The sequence below is a fragment of the Burkholderia sp. MSMB617WGS genome (genome assembly GCF_001532025.2).
Taxonomy (GTDB): Bacteria; Pseudomonadota; Gammaproteobacteria; order Burkholderiales; family Burkholderiaceae; genus Burkholderia; species Burkholderia savannae.
On record NZ_CP013458.1, the window covers coordinates 656,051 to 672,899 of the forward strand.

General features: G+C 64.9%; 15 protein-coding genes and 1 tRNA gene. 10 read left to right on the plus strand and 6 right to left on the minus strand.

Features of this window, described 5'->3' with window-relative positions; all coding sequences use genetic code 11:
- Positions 1–46: 46 nt before the first annotated feature.
- Positions 47–1,951, plus strand: a complete 1,905-nt coding sequence (dxs, locus tag WT60_RS23160; protein ID WP_038743373.1) for a 1-deoxy-D-xylulose-5-phosphate synthase — start codon at positions 47–49, stop codon at positions 1,949–1,951.
- A gap of 139 nt (positions 1,952–2,090) precedes the next feature.
- Positions 2,091–2,900 (plus strand): GTP cyclohydrolase FolE2, encoded by an 810-nt coding sequence (gene folE2, locus WT60_RS23165; RefSeq protein ID WP_038743375.1) that lies wholly within the window; start codon positions 2,091–2,093, stop codon positions 2,898–2,900.
- Positions 2,901–3,278: 378 nt separating this feature from the next.
- On the opposite strand, the gene tsaD is transcribed toward folE2, so the two are convergent.
- Positions 3,279–4,319 carry a tRNA (adenosine(37)-N6)-threonylcarbamoyltransferase complex transferase subunit TsaD gene (tsaD, locus tag WT60_RS23175; protein ID WP_059671323.1) on the minus strand — a complete coding sequence of 347 codons (1,041 nt, stop codon included), beginning with the start codon at positions 4,317–4,319 and terminating at the stop codon, positions 3,279–3,281.
- A 121-nt stretch (positions 4,320–4,440) separates the two neighbouring features.
- Between tsaD and WT60_RS23180 the strand changes: the two genes are divergently transcribed.
- The 8 genes from WT60_RS23180 (at position 4,441) to WT60_RS23215 (ending at position 12,559) form a co-directional block, all read left to right on the plus strand.
- On the plus strand, positions 4,441–5,673 hold the full coding sequence (locus WT60_RS23180; protein ID WP_226377332.1) for an NAD(P)/FAD-dependent oxidoreductase: 1,233 nt from the start codon (positions 4,441–4,443) through the stop codon (positions 5,671–5,673).
- Positions 5,674–5,752: 79 nt separating this feature from the next.
- Entirely contained in the window at positions 5,753–5,965 is a 213-nt protein-coding gene (rpsU, locus tag WT60_RS23185) for a 30S ribosomal protein S21 (protein ID WP_004190342.1), read from the plus strand.
- A gap of 170 nt (positions 5,966–6,135) precedes the next feature.
- Positions 6,136–6,582 carry a GatB/YqeY domain-containing protein gene (locus WT60_RS23190; RefSeq protein WP_038743383.1) on the plus strand — a complete coding sequence of 149 codons (447 nt, stop codon included), beginning with the start codon at positions 6,136–6,138 and terminating at the stop codon, positions 6,580–6,582.
- Positions 6,583–6,676: 94 nt separating this feature from the next.
- Complete coding sequence (gene dnaG, locus WT60_RS23195) at positions 6,677–8,557, plus strand: DNA primase (protein WP_060355646.1); 1,881 nt, start codon at positions 6,677–6,679, stop codon at positions 8,555–8,557.
- 83 nt (positions 8,558–8,640) lie between these two features.
- Complete coding sequence (rpoD, locus tag WT60_RS23205) at positions 8,641–11,043, plus strand: RNA polymerase sigma factor RpoD (protein ID WP_326929467.1); 2,403 nt, start codon at positions 8,641–8,643, stop codon at positions 11,041–11,043.
- 123 nt (positions 11,044–11,166) lie between these two features.
- A tRNA-Ile gene (locus WT60_RS23210) sits at positions 11,167–11,242 on the plus strand.
- A 182-nt stretch (positions 11,243–11,424) separates the two neighbouring features.
- Positions 11,425–11,757: a hypothetical protein gene (locus WT60_RS33915; protein WP_145986859.1), complete on the plus strand. Its 333-nt coding sequence runs from the start codon at positions 11,425–11,427 to the stop codon at positions 11,755–11,757.
- A 187-nt stretch (positions 11,758–11,944) separates the two neighbouring features.
- Complete coding sequence (locus WT60_RS23215) at positions 11,945–12,559, plus strand: GNAT family N-acetyltransferase (RefSeq protein WP_038743391.1); 615 nt, start codon at positions 11,945–11,947, stop codon at positions 12,557–12,559.
- 68 nt (positions 12,560–12,627) lie between these two features.
- On the opposite strand, the gene WT60_RS23220 is transcribed toward WT60_RS23215, so the two are convergent.
- The 5 genes from WT60_RS23220 to WT60_RS23245 form a co-directional block, all read right to left on the minus strand.
- Complete coding sequence (locus tag WT60_RS23220; protein WP_060355647.1) at positions 12,628–13,275, minus strand: 2OG-Fe(II) oxygenase; 648 nt, start codon at positions 13,273–13,275, stop codon at positions 12,628–12,630.
- 61 nt (positions 13,276–13,336) lie between these two features.
- Positions 13,337–14,650: a hypothetical protein gene (locus WT60_RS23225; protein ID WP_060355648.1), complete on the minus strand. Its 1,314-nt coding sequence runs from the start codon at positions 14,648–14,650 to the stop codon at positions 13,337–13,339.
- A 498-nt stretch (positions 14,651–15,148) separates the two neighbouring features.
- A complete protein-coding gene (locus WT60_RS23230) occupies positions 15,149–15,505 on the minus strand; it encodes a Mor transcription activator family protein (protein WP_038743397.1) in 357 nt (118 codons plus the stop codon).
- Positions 15,506–15,797: 292 nt separating this feature from the next.
- Complete coding sequence (locus tag WT60_RS23240; RefSeq protein WP_038743399.1) at positions 15,798–16,412, minus strand: DUF3164 family protein; 615 nt, start codon at positions 16,410–16,412, stop codon at positions 15,798–15,800.
- Between the two features lie 73 nt (positions 16,413–16,485).
- Positions 16,486–16,848, minus strand: coding sequence for a hypothetical protein (locus WT60_RS23245; protein ID WP_052144968.1), 363 nt, complete (start codon positions 16,846–16,848; stop codon positions 16,486–16,488).
- Position 16,849 lies beyond the last annotated feature (1 nt).

Genomic DNA, 16,849 nt, shown 5'->3' on the forward strand with positions numbered 1-16,849 from the left:
CGCGCAAGAAGTGCGGGCGCGTTTGTTTTCCTACAATGGAACGACGATGTACGACTTGCTGAAAACCATCGACGACCCGGCGGACCTGCGCCGTCTCGATCGTCGCCAACTGCAGCCGCTCGCCGACGAGCTGCGCGCGTTCGTCCTCGACAGCGTGTCGAAGACGGGCGGCCACTTGTCGTCCAATCTCGGCACGGTCGAGCTGACGATTGCGCTGCATTACGTGTTCGACACGCCGGACGACCGGATCGTGTGGGACGTCGGTCACCAGACCTATCCTCACAAGATTCTGACGGGCCGCCGTGACGCGATGAAGTCGCTGCGCCAGCTGGACGGCATCTCCGGCTTCCCGCGTCGTTCGGAGTCCGAATACGACACGTTCGGCACCGCGCATTCGAGCACGTCGATCTCGGCCGCGCTCGGGATGGCGATCGGCAGCAAGCTGAGCGGCGACGACCGCTTCTCGATCGCGGTGATCGGCGACGGCGCGATGACGGCCGGCATGGCGTTCGAAGCGATGAACAACGCGGGCGTGTCCGAGGATGCGAAGCTCCTCGTGATCCTGAACGACAACGACATGTCGATCTCGCCGCCCGTCGGCGCGCTGAACCGCCATCTCGCGCGCCTGATGTCGGGCCGCTTCTATGCGGCCGCGCGCGCGGGCGTCGAGCGCGTGCTGAGCGTCGCGCCGCCGGTGCTCGAGCTCGCGCGCAAGCTCGAGGAGCACGCGAAGGGCATGGTCGTGCCCGCGACCCTCTTCGAGGAGTTCGGCTTCAACTACATCGGGCCGATCGACGGCCACGATCTCGATTCGCTGATCCCGACGCTGCAGAACATCAAGGAGCTGCGCGGGCCGCAGTTCCTGCACGTCGTGACGAAGAAGGGCCAGGGCTACAAGCTCGCCGAGGCCGATCCGGTGCTCTACCACGGCCCCGGCAAGTTCAATCCGGCGGAGGGCATCAAGCCGTCGGCGACGCCCGCGAAGAAGACCTACACGCAGGTGTTCGGCGAGTGGCTGTGCGACGCGGCGGAGCTCGATTCGCGCGTGGTCGGCATCACGCCGGCGATGCGCGAGGGCTCGGGCATGGTCGAGTTCGAGAAGCGCTTTCCGGAGCGCTACTACGACGTCGGCATCGCCGAGCAGCACGCGGTGACGTTCGCGGGCGGCCTCGCGACGGAAGGGCTCAAGCCCGTCGTCGCGATCTACTCGACGTTCCTGCAGCGCGCCTATGACCAGCTGATTCACGACGTCGCGCTGCAGAATCTGCCCGTCGTGTTCGCGATCGACCGCGCGGGTCTCGTCGGCGCGGACGGCGCGACGCACGCGGGCGCGTACGATCTCGCGTTCCTGCGCTGCATCCCGAACATGACGGTGATGGCCGCATCTGACGAGAACGAGTGCCGCCAGATGCTGCACACCGCGCTGCAGCAGCCGAATCCGACCGCGGTTCGTTATCCGCGCGGCGCGGGCACGGGCGTCGCGACCGTCAAGGCGTTCACCGAGATTGCGCTCGGCAAGGGCGAAGTGCGTCGCCGCACGTCGCAGCCGGAAGGCAAGCGCATCGCGATCCTCGCGTTCGGCACGATGGTCGCGCCGTCGCTCGCGGCGGCCGAGGCGCTCGACGCGACCGTCGCGAACATGCGCTTCGTGAAGCCGATCGACGCCGAGCTCGTGCAGGAGCTCGCGCAGACGCACGACTACCTCGTCACCGTCGAGGAAGGCTGCGTGATGGGCGGCGCGGGGTCCGCGTGCGTCGAGGCGATGCTGGAAGGCGGCGTGATCCGTCCGGTGTTGCAGCTCGGCCTGCCGGACCGCTTCGTCGATCACGGCGATCCGGCGAAGCTGCTGTCGATGTGCGGTCTCGACGGCGACGGCATTGCGAAATCGATTCGCGAGCGCTTCCTGAGCCACGGCGCGAACGTCGCGAGCCCGGCGAAGCGCGTCGCATAACGTCGCATCGAGCCGCCGCGCGGCGGGCGCGCGACGGCTTTCCCCTTCATGCATGGGCCTGCGGGCCCATGTTGCATTTCCGGCAGGTCGTGCGGCATACGACGATACGTGCTGCGTGGCCCTACAAGGATCGAACAAGATGAACCTGATGAATCCCGAATTCGTGATGCCCGACGTGCAGAGCACGGTCGACACCCGGCAGATGCCGATTCAGCGCGTCGGCGTGCGCGCGGTCCGGCATCCGTTGACGGTGCGCACCGCCGAAGGCGGGACGCAGGCCACCGTCGGCACCTGGAATCTCGACGTGCATCTGCCGGCCGATCAGAAGGGCACGCACATGTCGCGCTTCGTCGCGCTGCTCGAGGAAAGCGACGGCCCGCTGACGGCCGACGCGTTCCGCGCGATGCTGGCGACGATGCTCGAGAAGCTCGAGGCGCAGGCGGGGCGCATCGAAGTGTCGTTTCCGTATTTCGTGAACAAGACGGCGCCCGTGTCGGGCGTGCGCAGCCTGCTCGACTACGAGGTGACGCTGACGGGCGACGTGCGTGACGGCGTCGCGCGCGTGTTCGCCAAGGTGCTCGTGCCGGTGACGAGCCTTTGCCCGTGCTCGAAGAAGATTTCGCAGTACGGCGCGCACAACCAGCGCTCGCACGTGACGATCGATGCGGAGCTCGCGGCCGACGTGCCGCTCGAGGATCTGATCCGGATCGCCGAGGAAGAGGCGTCGTGCGAGCTGTGGGGCCTTCTCAAGCGTCCCGACGAGAAGTTCGTCACCGAGCGCGCGTACGAGAATCCGAAGTTCGTCGAGGATCTGGTGCGCGATGTCGCGCGGCGGCTCGATGCCGACGAGCGGATCGTCGCGTACGTGCTCGAAGCGGAGAACTTCGAATCGATCCACAATCACAGCGCATATGCGCTGATCGAGCGCGACAAGCGGCGCGCCGCATAAGGCGCGTGCGGCGTTTGTCGTCGCGCTGAGAAAGGGGCCGCTCGATTCGAGCGGCCCCTTTCGTATTGTAGCGCCTAACGGCGAATGCGCGTGTTGCGGGAGCGGCAGTTCTGTTGCGGCCCGGGCGTCGGCTCGCTGCGCGAATCGGCGGCAATCGCGATCGATCAACGTGCCGAGCGGGCGCGGCGCATGACGGCAGGTGCCGAAGGCGCACGCGCGGCGGCGCGGTCGCATCGCCGTCTACGCGTGCTTCTCGTCGCGTATCGAGGTCGCGCAACGCGCCTCCGCGATACGGCATCGCGCAGCGCGGCGATCCCGCAGCGGTAATGTCTCGTCGGATTCGCGCTCGACGGGCGCGCCGTGTTTTTGTTCCGCGCGTTATCGCGCGAGCGACGCGAGATCCCAGCGCGGCTTCACCGTGAACGCATAGTCGCGGCTCGCCTGCGACGGCCAGCGCGCGAGCCGAAGCGCGCCCGCGAGCGCGATCATCGCACCGTTGTCGGTGCAAAGCGCGAGGTCGGGGTAATGAACGTCGAAGCCGCGTTTCGTGCCCGCCGCCGACAGCGCGGCGCGCAGTTGCCGGTTCGCGCCGACGCCGCCCGCGACGACGAGCCGCTTGAGCCGCGTCTTCTTCAACGCGGCGAGCGACTTCGCGACGAGCACGTCGACGGCCGCGTCGACGAAGCCGCGCGCGAGATCGGCCTTCGCGCGCTCGAGCTCGGCGCCGCACGCGTGCGCCGCTTCGAGCTTCTTCATCTGCGTGAGCACCGCGGTCTTCAATCCGCTGAAGCTGAAGTCGAGGTCGCCCGAATGAAGCATCGGGCGCGGCAGCACGACCGCGCCCGGCGTGCCGGTCTCGGCGAGCTTCGACACTTCGGGGCCGCCCGGATAGCCGAGGCCGAGCAGCTTCGCGGTTTTGTCGAACGCTTCGCCCGCGGCGTCGTCGAGCGTCTCGCCGAGCGTCTCGTAGACGCCGACGTCGGTCACGCGCATCAGTTGCGTGTGTCCGCCCGACACGAGCAGCGCGACGAACGGAAACGGCGGCGGCTCGGCGACGAGGAGCGGCGAAAGCAGATGCCCTTCGAGATGATGGATGCCGATCGTCGGCTTGTCCCACGCGAATGCGAGCGCGTTCGCGATGCTCGCGCCGACGAGCAGCGCGCCCGCGAGGCCGGGCCCTTGCGTGAACGCGATCGCGTCGATGTCCTCGCGGCGCGCGCCGCTCGCGGCGAGCACTTCCTCGAGCAGCGGCAGCGCGCGGCGAATGTGGTCGCGCGACGCGAGCTCGGGGACGACGCCGCCGTATTCGCGGTGCATCGCGATCTGCGAGTGGAGCGCGTGCGCGAGCAGGCCGCGCTCGGTGTCGTAGAGCGCGAGGCCGGTTTCGTCGCAGGAGCTTTCGATGCCGAGAACGAGCATGATGGTGTGCCGTGGCCGCGTCGACGCGCGCGCGGCCGGAAATCAACGTAACAGAAAAGTATAACAGTGCGGCCGCTTCGCCCGCCGGCGCGCGGGCGAAGCGGCGCGCGACGCGGGTACAATCCGCGCCATGGAAACTTTCGATATCGCAGTGATCGGCGCGGGCGCGGCCGGCATGATGACGGCCGCGGTGGCGGGGCGGCTCGGCCGGCGCGTCGTGCTGCTCGATCACTCGCCGCGGCTCGCGGAGAAGATCCGCATTTCGGGCGGCGGGCGCTGCAACTTCACGAACCTGTACGCGGGGCCGGACAACTACCTGTCGTCGAATCCGCGTTTCTGCCGCTCGGCGCTCGCGCGCTACACGCCGCGCGATTTCCTCGGGCTGCTGAAGAACTATCGCGTCACGTGGCACGAGAAGCACAAGGGTCAGCTCTTCTGCGACCACTCGAGCGACGCGATCATCGACGTGCTGAAAAGCGAATGCGACGCGGGCGGCGTCGCGTGGCGGCGGCCGGTGTCGGTCGGCGCGGTGCGCCACGCGCACGCGGACGGCTTCGCGCTCGACACGAGCGCGGGCGCGATCGGCGCGCAGGCGCTCGTCGTCGCGACAGGCGGGCTGTCGATTCCGAAGATCGGCGCGACCGATTTTGCCTATCGGATCGCGAAACAGTTCGGCCACAAGCTCGTCGACACGCGGCCGGCGCTCGTGCCGCTGACCTTCGCGACCGACGCGTGGGCGCCGTTCGCGGCGCTGTCGGGCGTGTCGGTCGAGGCGCGGGTGTCGACCGGCGCGAAGAAGGGGGGCGGTGAGTTCGTCGAAGATATTCTGCTCACCCATCGCGGGCTGTCCGGGCCCGGCATCCTGCAGATTTCGAGCTACTGGCGCTCGGGGGAGCCGATCCACGTCGATCTCGTGCCGCAGATCGACGCGGCGAACGAGTTGATCCGCGCGAAGGCGGGCTCGCGGCGGCAGATCGGCACGCTGCTCGCCGAATGGGTGCCCGCGCGGCTCGCGCACGCGTGGCTCGACGCGGAGCGCGTGCACGCGGACGCGCGGCTCGCCGATCTGCCGGACAAAACGTTGCGCCGGATCGGCGAAACGCTGTCGCGCTGGACGCTCACGCCGAACGGCACCGAGGGCTACCGGAAGGCCGAGGTGACGAAAGGCGGGGTCGACACGGGCGAGCTGTCGTCGGCGACGATGATGAGCGCACGCGTGCCTGGCCTTTTCTTCGTCGGCGAGGCGGTCGACGTGACGGGCTGGCTCGGCGGCTACAACTTCCAGTGGGCGTGGGCGTCGGGCGTCGCGGCCGGGCGCGCGGCCGCCGAATGCACGCGCCGCTTGACGGGTTAGTGCGTTTGTGCGAAGCGTCTGCTATACTCGAAAACCTTTCTCCGCAACACCTTTACTTTCTTTTTTTACGTGACGGGTCATGACGATCATCCGCGTTAAGGAAAACGAGCCTTTCGAAGTTGCGATGCGCCGCTTCAAGCGCACGATCGAAAAGAATGGTTTGCTGACGGAGCTGCGCGCGCGCGAGTTCTACGAGAAGCCGACCGCGGAGCGCAAGCGCAAGAAGGCCGCTGCGGTGAAGCGCCACTACAAGCGCATCCGCAGCCAGATGCTGCCGAAGAAGCTCTACTGAGCGTTACCGGCGCCGCGTGGTCCGCTAGGCGGCGCACCGATGGGATTCGAGTACGCCGCGGCCCGTCGATGCCGAATTCGAGCAAACCCGCTTGAGAAGCCGTCTCAAGCGGGTTTTTGTGTTGACGCCGCTGGTCGGCGTCACGTGAAATTTTTCAAACCGGGTATACGATGAGTCTGAGAGACCAGATCAGTGAGGACATGAAGGCCGCGATGCGCGCGAAGGAAAGCGAGCGGCTGGCGACGATCCGTCTGCTGCTCGCGGCGATCAAGCAGCGCGAGGTCGACGAGCGCGTGACGCTGGACGACGCGGGCGTCACCGCGGTCGTCGACAAGATGATCAAGCAGCGCAAGGATTCGATCAGCCAGTTCGAGGCGGCGGGCCGCACCGATCTGGTCGAGAAGGAGCAGGCGGAAGTCGCGGTGCTGACCGCGTACCTGCCGGCGCAGCTGTCGGAGGCCGAGGTCGTGGCCGAAGTGCAGGCGGCCGTCGCGCACACGGGCGCGGCGGGCCCGCAGGACATGGGCAAGGTGATGGGCGTGCTGAAGGGCAAGCTCGCCGGCCGTGCCGACATGACGGCCGTGTCCGCGCTCGTCAAGGCGGCGCTCTCGAAGTAACCCCCGGCCGGCGCGGCGCGCGCCAGCCCGCCAAGCGGCCCGCACCGGCCGAGGCGGCGCGCGTCGGCCGGCACGTTTTCCGATCGATCCAACGGTGATTCCGCATTCGTTCCTGCAGGATTTGCTGAACCGCGTCGACATTGTCGACGTGGTCGGCCGGTACGTGCAGCTCAAGAAGGGCGGCGCCAACTTCATGGGGCTGTGCCCGTTCCACAACGAGAAGAGCCCGTCATTCACGGTCAGTCCGACGAAGCAGTTCTATCATTGCTTCGGCTGCGGCGCGCACGGCACCGCAATCGGCTTCCTGATGGAGCACGCGGGGCTCACGTTTCCCGAGGCCGTGCAGGAGCTCGCGCAGTCGGCCGGGCTCACGGTGCCGCACGAGCCGTCGCCGATGCGTGGAGGCGGCGGGGGGGGCTCGGGCGAAGGCTACGCGCCGCCCGCGGTATCGAAGTCGATCACGACCGCGCTGTCGGACGTCATGCAGACCGCCTGCGATTATTACCGCAAGCAGTTGCGCGGCGCGCCGAACGCGATCCAGTACCTGAAGCGGCGCGGCCTGACGGGCGAAATCGCGCTGCGCTTCGGGCTCGGCTATGCGCCGGACGGCTGGCAGAACCTCGAGTCGACGTTCGACGACTATCGCCACGACTCGCTCGTCGACGCGGGCCTCGTGATCGTCAGTGAGAAGACCGACGCGAATGGCGTCGCGCGCCGCTACGACCGGTTCCGCGAGCGGATCATGTTTCCCATCCGCAACGCGAAGGGGCAGGTGATCGGCTTCGGCGGCCGGGTGCTGGACGGCGGCGAGCCCAAATATTTGAATTCGCCCGAGACACCCTTATTTAACAAGGGCAGCGAACTATACGGATTGTTCGAGGCGCGGCTCGCGATTCGCGAGCAAAAGTATGCGCTCGTCGTCGAAGGGTACATGGACGTCGTCGCGCTCGCGCAGCTCGGCTTTCCGAACGCGGTGGCGACGCTCGGCACCGCGTGCACGCCGGTCCACGTGCAGAAGCTGCTGCGGCAGACGGACACGGTCGTCTTCAGCTTCGACGGCGATTCGGCCGGCCGGCGCGCCGCGCGGCGCGCGCTCGAGGCGTGCCTGCCGCACGCGGCGGACAACCGGACGATCCGCTTCCTGTTTCTGCCGCCTGAGCACGATCCGGACAGCTACGTGCGGGAATTCGGGACGGATGCATTTTCGGAGCAGGTGAAACGGGCGATGCCGCTGTCGCAGTTCCTGCTGAACGAGGCGACGGCGGGCAAGGAGCTCGACCAGCCGGAAGGGCGCGCGAAGGCGCTGTTCGACGCGAAGCCGCTGCTGCAGGCGCTGCCCGCGAACGCGTTGCGGGCGCAGATCATGCACATGTTCGCCGATCGGCTGCAGATTCCGTTCGACGAAGTGGCGGCGCTCGTCGAAGTGGACGCGCGGATCGCCGCGCCGGCCCGCCAGGCGCCCGCGCGCAGCGAGCGGCGGCGCGTGACGGACAACGAAAAGCGCGCGCTGCGCAATCTGGTGATGCATCCGCGCATTGCGGCGGCGCTCGACGACGAGAGCCTCGCGACGCTGCGGGCGCTGCCGAGAAACGGGGAATTGTTCGACGAGGTGGTTGGCCACGCGCGCGCGCTCGGCGAAGGGGCGGAGTTCCGGCTTTTGTCCGATGTGCTACGCAATTCGGCTAACGCGGCCACCTACGACGCAATTTTCCGGGAAATTCTGGTCTATGATGAAAATGTCCGCGACTTGATGCAGCAGAATCCGGAGAGCGACGCAGCGCAGGAGGGGCTGCGCGAGCAGGAACGGATCGCAGGCGAGGAGCTTCAGGCAGCGGTGCTCAAGATGCGCTACGACGCGTGCTGTGACAGGCTCAACAGCCTTTCGAAGCGGTCGGCGCCCACTTCCGAGGAATTGGCGGAAATCAAGGATTTGCATCAGAACCTGGCAGACATGAAACGGAGGCTCGGGCTGTGAACCGGCCGGGGAGGGGTCTGCCTCAGCGTGCTATAATATAAGGTTTTCAGCGGTTTGTTTTCTAAGCAGAGGCGAGAATCGCAATGGCAAAGGCTACCGGCGGAAAAAAAGCGGCGGGTAAGGCGACGGAATCGACCGTAACGGTCGCGACGGCCAAATCCGCAGCTTCCGCAAAGACGTCTTCGGCCCGCGCGGCGCACCCTGCGAGGAAGAGGGCCGCGGCCGGCACCGCCAAGGCTGCGCCGGCGCCGACGGCCAGCGCATCACGGGTCGTCGTGAGGTCCGAGGCGAAGACGGCCAAGCCGCCTTTGAAGCGGGCGAGTGCGAAAAGCGCAAGGGGAGCGGCTGCCGCGCCGGACGAAACGGCAGCTACTCGAGCATCCACGGTTCAACCGGCTGTAGTCCAGCAGCCGCGAGTCGATTTAGCCGGTACGGCGAACTCCATGACGAAAAAGCTGAACGAAGTATCCGTCGATGACGACGCAAACCAGAGCGACGACCAGCCCACCGCTGTGTCGGGTAAAGGCGAGAAAGCCAAGGCGCGCGATCGCCGCGCCAAGGAAAAGGCGCTGCTGAAGGAAGCGTTCGCGACGAGCACGCCCGGCACGGCCGAGGAGCTTGAAGAGCGTCGTACGAAACTGCGCGCGCTGATCAAGCTCGGCAAGGAGCGCGGCTTCCTCACGTATGCCGAAATCAACGACCATCTTCCGGACAACTTCACGGAAACGGAAGCGCTCGAAGGCATCATCGGCACGTTCAACGACATGGGCGTCGCGGTGTACGAGCAGGCGCCCGACGCCGAGACGCTGCTGTTGAACGACAATGCGCCCGCCGCGTCGTCCGACGATGAAGTCGAAGAGGAAGCGGAAGTCGCGCTGTCGACCGTCGATTCCGAATTCGGCCGCACGACCGATCCGGTCCGGATGTACATGCGCGAGATGGGCACGGTCGAGCTGCTCACGCGCGAAGGCGAAATCGAGATCGCGAAGCGGATCGAGGACGGCCTGCGCCACATGGTGATGGCGATTTCCGCGTGCCCGACCACGATCGCCGACATCCTTGCGATGGCCGAGCGCGTCGCGAACGAGGAAGGTCGCGTCGACGAACTCGTCGACGGCCTGATCGACCCGAATGCCGCCGATACCGACGGCTTCTCCGAGAAGGACGCCGAGGAAATCGAGAACGAGGACGAGGAAGCCGAGGAAGCCGAGGAAGAGGAAGAGGACGATGACGACGGCGCCGCGCAGGCGACCGCCAACGCGGCCCAGCTCGAAGCGCTGAAGCGCGCGTCGCTCGAAAAGTTCGCGCTGATCAGCGAATGGTTCGACAAGATGCGCCGCGCGTTCGAGAAGGAAGGCTACAAGTCGAAGTCGTACCTGAAGGCGCAGGAGACGATCCAGAACGAACTGATGTCGATTCGCTTTACCGCGCGCACCGTCGAGCGTCTGTGCGACACGCTGCGCGCGCAGGTCGACGAAGTGCGTCAGGTCGAGCGCCAGATCCTGCACATCGTCGTCGACAAGTGCGGCATGCCGCGTTCGGAATTCATCGCGCGCTTCCCGAGCAACGAGACGGATCTCGATTGGGCCGAGAAGATCGCGGCCGAAGGCCATTCGTACAGCGCGATTTTGTCGCGCAACATCCCGGCGATCCGCGAACAGCAGCAACGCCTGCTCGATCTGCAGGCGCGCGTCGTGCTGCCGCTCAAGGACCTGAAGGAAACCAACCGGCAGATGGCGGCGGGCGAACTGAAGGCGCGCCAGGCGAAGCGCGAGATGACCGAGGCGAATCTGCGTCTCGTGATCTCGATCGCGAAGAAGTACACGAACCGCGGCCTGCAGTTCCTCGACCTGATCCAGGAAGGCAACATCGGCCTGATGAAGGCGGTGGACAAGTTCGAGTACCGCCGCGGCTACAAGTTCTCGACGTATGCGACGTGGTGGATTCGCCAGGCCATCACGCGTTCGATCGCGGACCAGGCGCGCACGATCCGGATTCCGGTTCACATGATCGAGACGATCAACAAGATGAACCGCATCTCGCGGCAGATTCTGCAGGAAACGGGCCTCGAGCCTGATCCGGCCACGCTCGCCGAGAAGATGGAGATGCCGGAAGACAAGATCCGCAAGATCATGAAGATCGCGAAGGAGCCGATCTCGATGGAAACGCCGATCGGCGACGACGACGATTCCCATCTCGGCGACTTCATCGAGGACACCAACACGGTCGCGCCGGCCGACGCCGCGCTGCATGCGAGCATGCGCGACGTCGTGAAGGACGTGCTCGATTCGCTGACGCCTCGCGAGGCGAAGGTGCTGCGGATGCGCTTCGGCATCGAAATGAGCACGGATCACACGCTCGAGGAAGTCGGCAAGCAGTTCGACGTCACGCGCGAGCGGATTCGTCAGATCGAGGCGAAGGCGCTGCGCAAGCTGCGTCATCCGAGCCGTTCGGACAAGCTGAAGTCGTTCCTCGAGGGGAACTGATCGCCCGTTTCCGATCGGTCGCCGCCGGGGCGCAAGAATCCGGCGGCGATTTCCTTACTTAGTTGTTACAATGCCGGCCCGGCCAGTATTTCCGGGTCTTTTTTTGCGTCGCATTCGTTTTTAGGGCCTGTAGCTCAGTGGTTAGAGCAGTCGACTCATAATCGATTGGTCGCGGGTTCGAAACCCGCCGGGCCCACCAAATCCCTGCCAAGGCGTTCGAGGAAGACGTGTCGTCAAGCATAAGCCGGTCATCCGGATAAGCTATGCTTGACTCTCTGATGACGCGCTTCATTTCTTATCGGGACTCATCGAGAGTCGACGCCGATCCGAGCGATTTCTCCGCTGAGAGGCGGGAGACACGGGCGTAACAAAGCCGGCCATTTGGCCGGCTTTGTTTTTCCGGCTCGGCGCAAATTTGTCCTTTGTTTCGCACGTCACGCCGATGGCGTTTCCGATTCGATCGAGGATTGCCGATCCTCCTTGTTCGGTGTGCTGATCGAATGGTTCGGCGAACTGTCGGCGAACATTGTCGACGCCGACGGCCGCAATGCCGCCGCGGACAATTGCGCGTGGGTGGCTTCGGAGTCGGCCGAGCGCGGTCGATTTGCGCTGGTAGTGCGGGGCGCGCATGAGGGCACGCGTTGCCTATTGGTTGTCAAAGGCGGCCGGGATGCACATCACGGGAACTTCGTACTGGTCAAGGATAGTGGGTAGTCACGAGGACAGCGGATCGCCTAAGGTTTGACCGTCGGAGAGGTTGTGACGGCTGATCGGCAACGCTCGATCAGTCATCGCGAATACGATGTGCGATTGGCGGTTCGCCGGAACTGACGTCGAGCCGCGATCGAAACGCGCGGGTTTCCAATCGGATCGGAGCAGCCAAGTTGCGAGAGGTGGAATCATGCAAGAGCATGTCGACGGCGCCGTCGGCCGATCCGCGCCGGTTATCGAGACGGTTCGCTTGATCCTGTCCGGCCATCGCCTGGACGACTTCGACAGCAGCCGGGCACTATGGGCCGATCCCGACGTGACGCGCTTGATACGCGAGGAGCCGTACACGATGGAAGAGTGCTGGTTTCGCCTATTGCGCTATGTCGGGCATTGGCGATTGCTGGGCTTCGGTTACTGGACGGTTCACGAAAAGCAGACCGGGCGTTTCATCGGCGAACTGGGCTTTGCCGATGCCAAGCGCGATATCGTTCCCGCGCTCGACAATGTGCCGGAATTGGGCGGCGCGCTGTCCCCCGCCGCGTGGGGGACAGGTGTCGCACGCGAAGCGTTGTATGCGGTGCTGGATTGGGCGGACGAGCACTTGGCGGCGCGGCGCACCGTTTGCCTGATCGGCCCTGAAAATCGCTTTTGCATTCGACTGGCCGGCGAGTTCGGTTATCGGGAGATAGCCGCTACCGAATACAAGGGCCAGCCGATTCTGCTATTCGAGCGGCCGGCGTGCGAGCCACGGAATCGCAACGACCGGCCGACGATTGCGGTTTCCGACCGGGACAGGCCGGCATAGTACGCAGACGACGGCGAAGCCCGGCGATCGGCTTTGCCTGCTGTCGGCTCACCAGCGGCGTCGCCCGGTCATGCGCGCCGGTTGGCTTTGTCGTGGCGCGAGTAAAAATAGACCAGCGACGTGCGCTCGTTCGTGCGCACCGTTCTGACTTCGTGCCGGTGCATGCAGTTCGTGACGATGACCGTGCCGTAAGTCGGCGCGAAGACGTTCAACGGCCGGCCTTCCGGATGAACCACGAATTCGCCGCCCTCGAACTTATTGCCGAGCTGAATGACGACCGAAAATTCGTAGTCCGGATTGCTTGCCGCGTCGAGGTGGATGCCGATGAAGGAGTCCTTCACCATCCGGTTGATCTGGCATCGCCGGATGAAGTACTCGGCGCGCGTGGCGAACATGTCGCCGAAGAATCGCGTGCGCCGGGCGTCGGTGAGAATGTCCAGGATCTGGTCGGAGTGGGGCCGGTTGACGAGTTGAGGAAGCTCGCCGGCCTGGTCGAGCATGATGCGCCGGACATAGATGTCGTGCGTGTCGCCGGCGTCGCCGGCGGTCACGGATTCCTCCGGCATTTGGGCTTGCAACTGGTCGATGCGCGTTAGCTCGTGCGCGTCGAAGGCCACATAGGCGGGAAGCATCACGGTTCCCACGTCCCTCAACTGCGTGACGTAATCGGCCATTCCTCCTTCGTTGTTACGGAAATGCAGTTCGGCTGTGTCCATGCGCTTCTCCCGGTTGTTGTCGTTGGCGGTTCGATACGCAAATGTTCGGTTCACGTTGAGGCTAAGCGTCCAGTGCCGCGAGAACGGCTTCCTTTTCTGCTCGAGTGGCGACGGCCGCCCAGTGAACTCCCGCGCCGCTGCCCGCATTGACCACGCTCGAAAAGCGATTCGAGCGTAGCACCATGCCGCTCGCCTTGTCGCGGTGGAGATACATTCCCAGCACTGGCTTGTGTTCGGCTGCGACAAAGGTTTCGTCGAAAGGATGGCGAATCGTCGCCACCTCGCGGAAAGCCTGGCAAATCCAGTTTGCCACGCCTTTTTTCCGCAATCGATTGGCGAGCGCGCCGGCCGAATGATCTCTGCCGATCATCACGTCGACGCCTCCATAAGAAACATTCAGTTTGAACACCCATTCGTCTTTGCGGGCCAACGTATCGGCGAGCGTGCTTTCGTCGAGGCGGAAGGTATGCGGGATATAGTTTCGGATCGCGGCGATCTCGTCGTCGTCGAGGAGCGCGTGAAAATGCTCGTCGCATAACAGCGCGAGCCATGTCTTGTTCATTAGCAACTCGGCTTCCAGCCCGTTGGAAAATTTTGCGCCGCTGCGGTGAATTGCATGGAATTTATCGATGTTCACCGTCATGTCGTCATAGACGAAATTCCGGTGAATCAGAATGCCGTTGCCGTTGCCGTCGCCCAGCCACTTCGACGGATAAGTCAATTCCGTATGAACTTCGATCGGTATATCGCTCGCCATGCCCGCAAGGTACCGGCGGGCAAGTTCGGGCGAGGCATATCCGCGGGCGGCGTGCGAACTCCAATCGAGGAGGACCACTCGATCGATACCCAAAGACGCGATGCTGTCCTCGTACAGCGAGCGCAGATTTGTATAAGGGGAACTGTCGAGCGCGACAGCCGGCCAGCCGGCCGCTTGCATGAACCGGCGATAGCAGTCGAACAGTTCGGCTCCCCCGACCGCCGCCGAGAAATTCAATTCGCAAACTGCATAGCCATCCGGCAAGGGGAGGATGTCGACGCGCGCTACCCGGCGGCTGCCGGCTTCCAGTTCCTCCCAGTCGACGTAAGGCATCAGCGCGTCGCTGAGCGAGAATTGCTGGAGGATGTCCGCCCGTGAGCGATGTCGGCAAAGATGACGCGCGATCTTGTTTTGAGCGGACAGCAGATCACGCGCGATTCGGGCGAGCATGTCGAAGTCTTCGGCGGGAAACAGGAGCGGGTGGGGCAGCAGGCGGAAGGCCGCCGCGCCGATGTCGTCCAGCAGCGTCCGTACTTGTCGAGTGGCCCCATTTTCGATGATCTTGCGTTTGTTTCTAATAAACGCGGCAATCACGTCTTTGTTGAATGATTCGAACATGGTTCGCTTTATCGACTGGGTGCGTTATCGATATTTCACCGAATATCGGCAGCGTATTATCGGATGCCGATAATTTGGGGAAGCCTATTTCTAATAGTGAGGCATAGAAGGCGAATCATTATGCTGCCAGATTTTATTGTTCAAGGTGAGAATTCTATTTAAAGAAACCGGCGCGACACGTTTTTGAATGAGGAATGGCGTGTGCATATGCCGTTGTGCCGAATGGGTGCGACGCGACCGAGATCTAGGGCGGTGTCGCGGAGGGCGCGATCGGCGCGATTGCAGCGCGGGTTGACTGCCCCCCCGCGCAACAACCCACCACACCCTCGCGACATAATCACCCCAACCACCGCCCCGGCCACGCCGCGAAGCTCGGCCTCGCGCAATTCCGTACCGCCTGCCGCAACCGCCGCACCAAAACCAAAACCAAAACCAAAACCGCCGATTTCCCAACCCCCGCCCGATTTCCCAGCCCCCGGCTCGCCGCATCGCCACGCCTCATCGATCGGAAAACAGCCGCTTCTGCCGCGCGGCCGTCTCTTCGCGCCCGACCGCCTTGATGATCTTGTAGATCCACTGAATCGACACGCCGTACTTTCGCGCGAGCTCGCCGTGATTGTCGCCGCGGAACTCGTCGTAAATCCTGCGGTCGCGCTGCGACAGCTTGTACGACACCCCCATCGGGAAATACACGTTTTGTCCGCCCCAATGCGCCGCCATCCTGTCGGCGATCTCCCGGCCGAGCTGATCGGCCTCGTCCGTCTTCATCGCCGCCAGCTCCTTGAGCGCCACCGACACATGTTGCGCAAGGTCGACCAGCAGCTCCGGCCCCTTGCTCTTGAAATCCGCCTTCATACAGCCTCCATTCGAACCGTTTCATCCCGGCAAGCAATCATGCGTTCAAGCGCCCGAGCGCCCGAGCACCCAAGCACCCAAGCACCCAAGCACCCAAGCACCCAAGCACCCAAGCACCCAAGCACCCAAGCACCCAAGCGCCCGAGCGCCCGAGCACCCGAGCACCCGAGCACCCGAGCACCCAAGCACCCAAGCGCCCAAGCGCCCAAGCGCCCAAGCGCCCACACGCCCGGCGCCGCCGCCTGACGGCACCCGCCGCCGCCTGACGGCGCCGTCCTCGTCGATCCCGTTCCTACACGCCGGCGATGTCGAGCGGAATCTGTTCGTACTGCTCGGTATCGCCGATACGCTCGTAGATCCGCACGTACGAGCGGCTGCCGATTACCTGCAACGCCTCGCCGATCGCCGTCATCGCGTCCTGCCACCGCGCGTCCGCGATGTCGAGCCGGCGCAGCGCGAGCACGCGGGCGGTGTTGATCTGGCCTTCCTTGTCGGTCGCGAACGCCTGCGCGACGATCGCCTGGATCTCCGGGCGCGCATCGGTCGTCCAGTCGTGCAGGCACGCGTCGATCAGCGCTTTCGCGGCCTGCAGCCGCTCGTCGAATGCGATCCGGTCCTGGATCGCGCGCTGAATGCGATAACGGCCGTCGAACGAATACAGCGTGACGTTGCCTTTCTTGCCGCCGAGCTTGGCCTGGTACGTTTCGGCCGACATGTCGACGAAGGCCGCCACGTCGCCGAAGATCCGCGTCTTCAGCTCGGCGAGCGTGCGCGATACGCGCCGCGCCTCGTCGACGAGCTCGCGCACGAGCCGGTCGCGTTCGCGATCAAGCGGCTTGATCATGTTTTCCGGGACGAGGCAGCCTTTTGCGTCTTTCCAATAACCATTCGGAATCCTTTGTTCCATTGCTTCACTCCTTGCTTGTTTTCGTGTGCGTCGCGTCAGTGGACGCGGCGCGTTCGTTTCTTCGGCGATGTCGTCACACTGTCACTTCCCACGTCACCCGCACGCCCATGAAGTCGACGCAGGCGAAGCCGCGCCCGTCGCGGCGCTCGATCGACACGCCGTTGGCATGCCCGCGCAGCGTGTCGACCGAGGCCGCGCGCGACGACGGTCCGATGCGGATCGTCGGCCGTCCGCCGTCGCGCGGCAATGCATCCTCGTCGAACACGCGATAGCCGAGGCCGCGCAGCGCGCGTGCGCTCGCGTTGAGCAGCGTGAGGCGGGCGACGAAATCGGCGTCGAGCACGCGTGCGTTTTCCGGCGTGGCACGCGCTGGCGCGGGCTCGTGCGGTGCGGCCGTTTCGAGCGACGGCCGTTGCGTTTGCAATCGGGCGTTCATG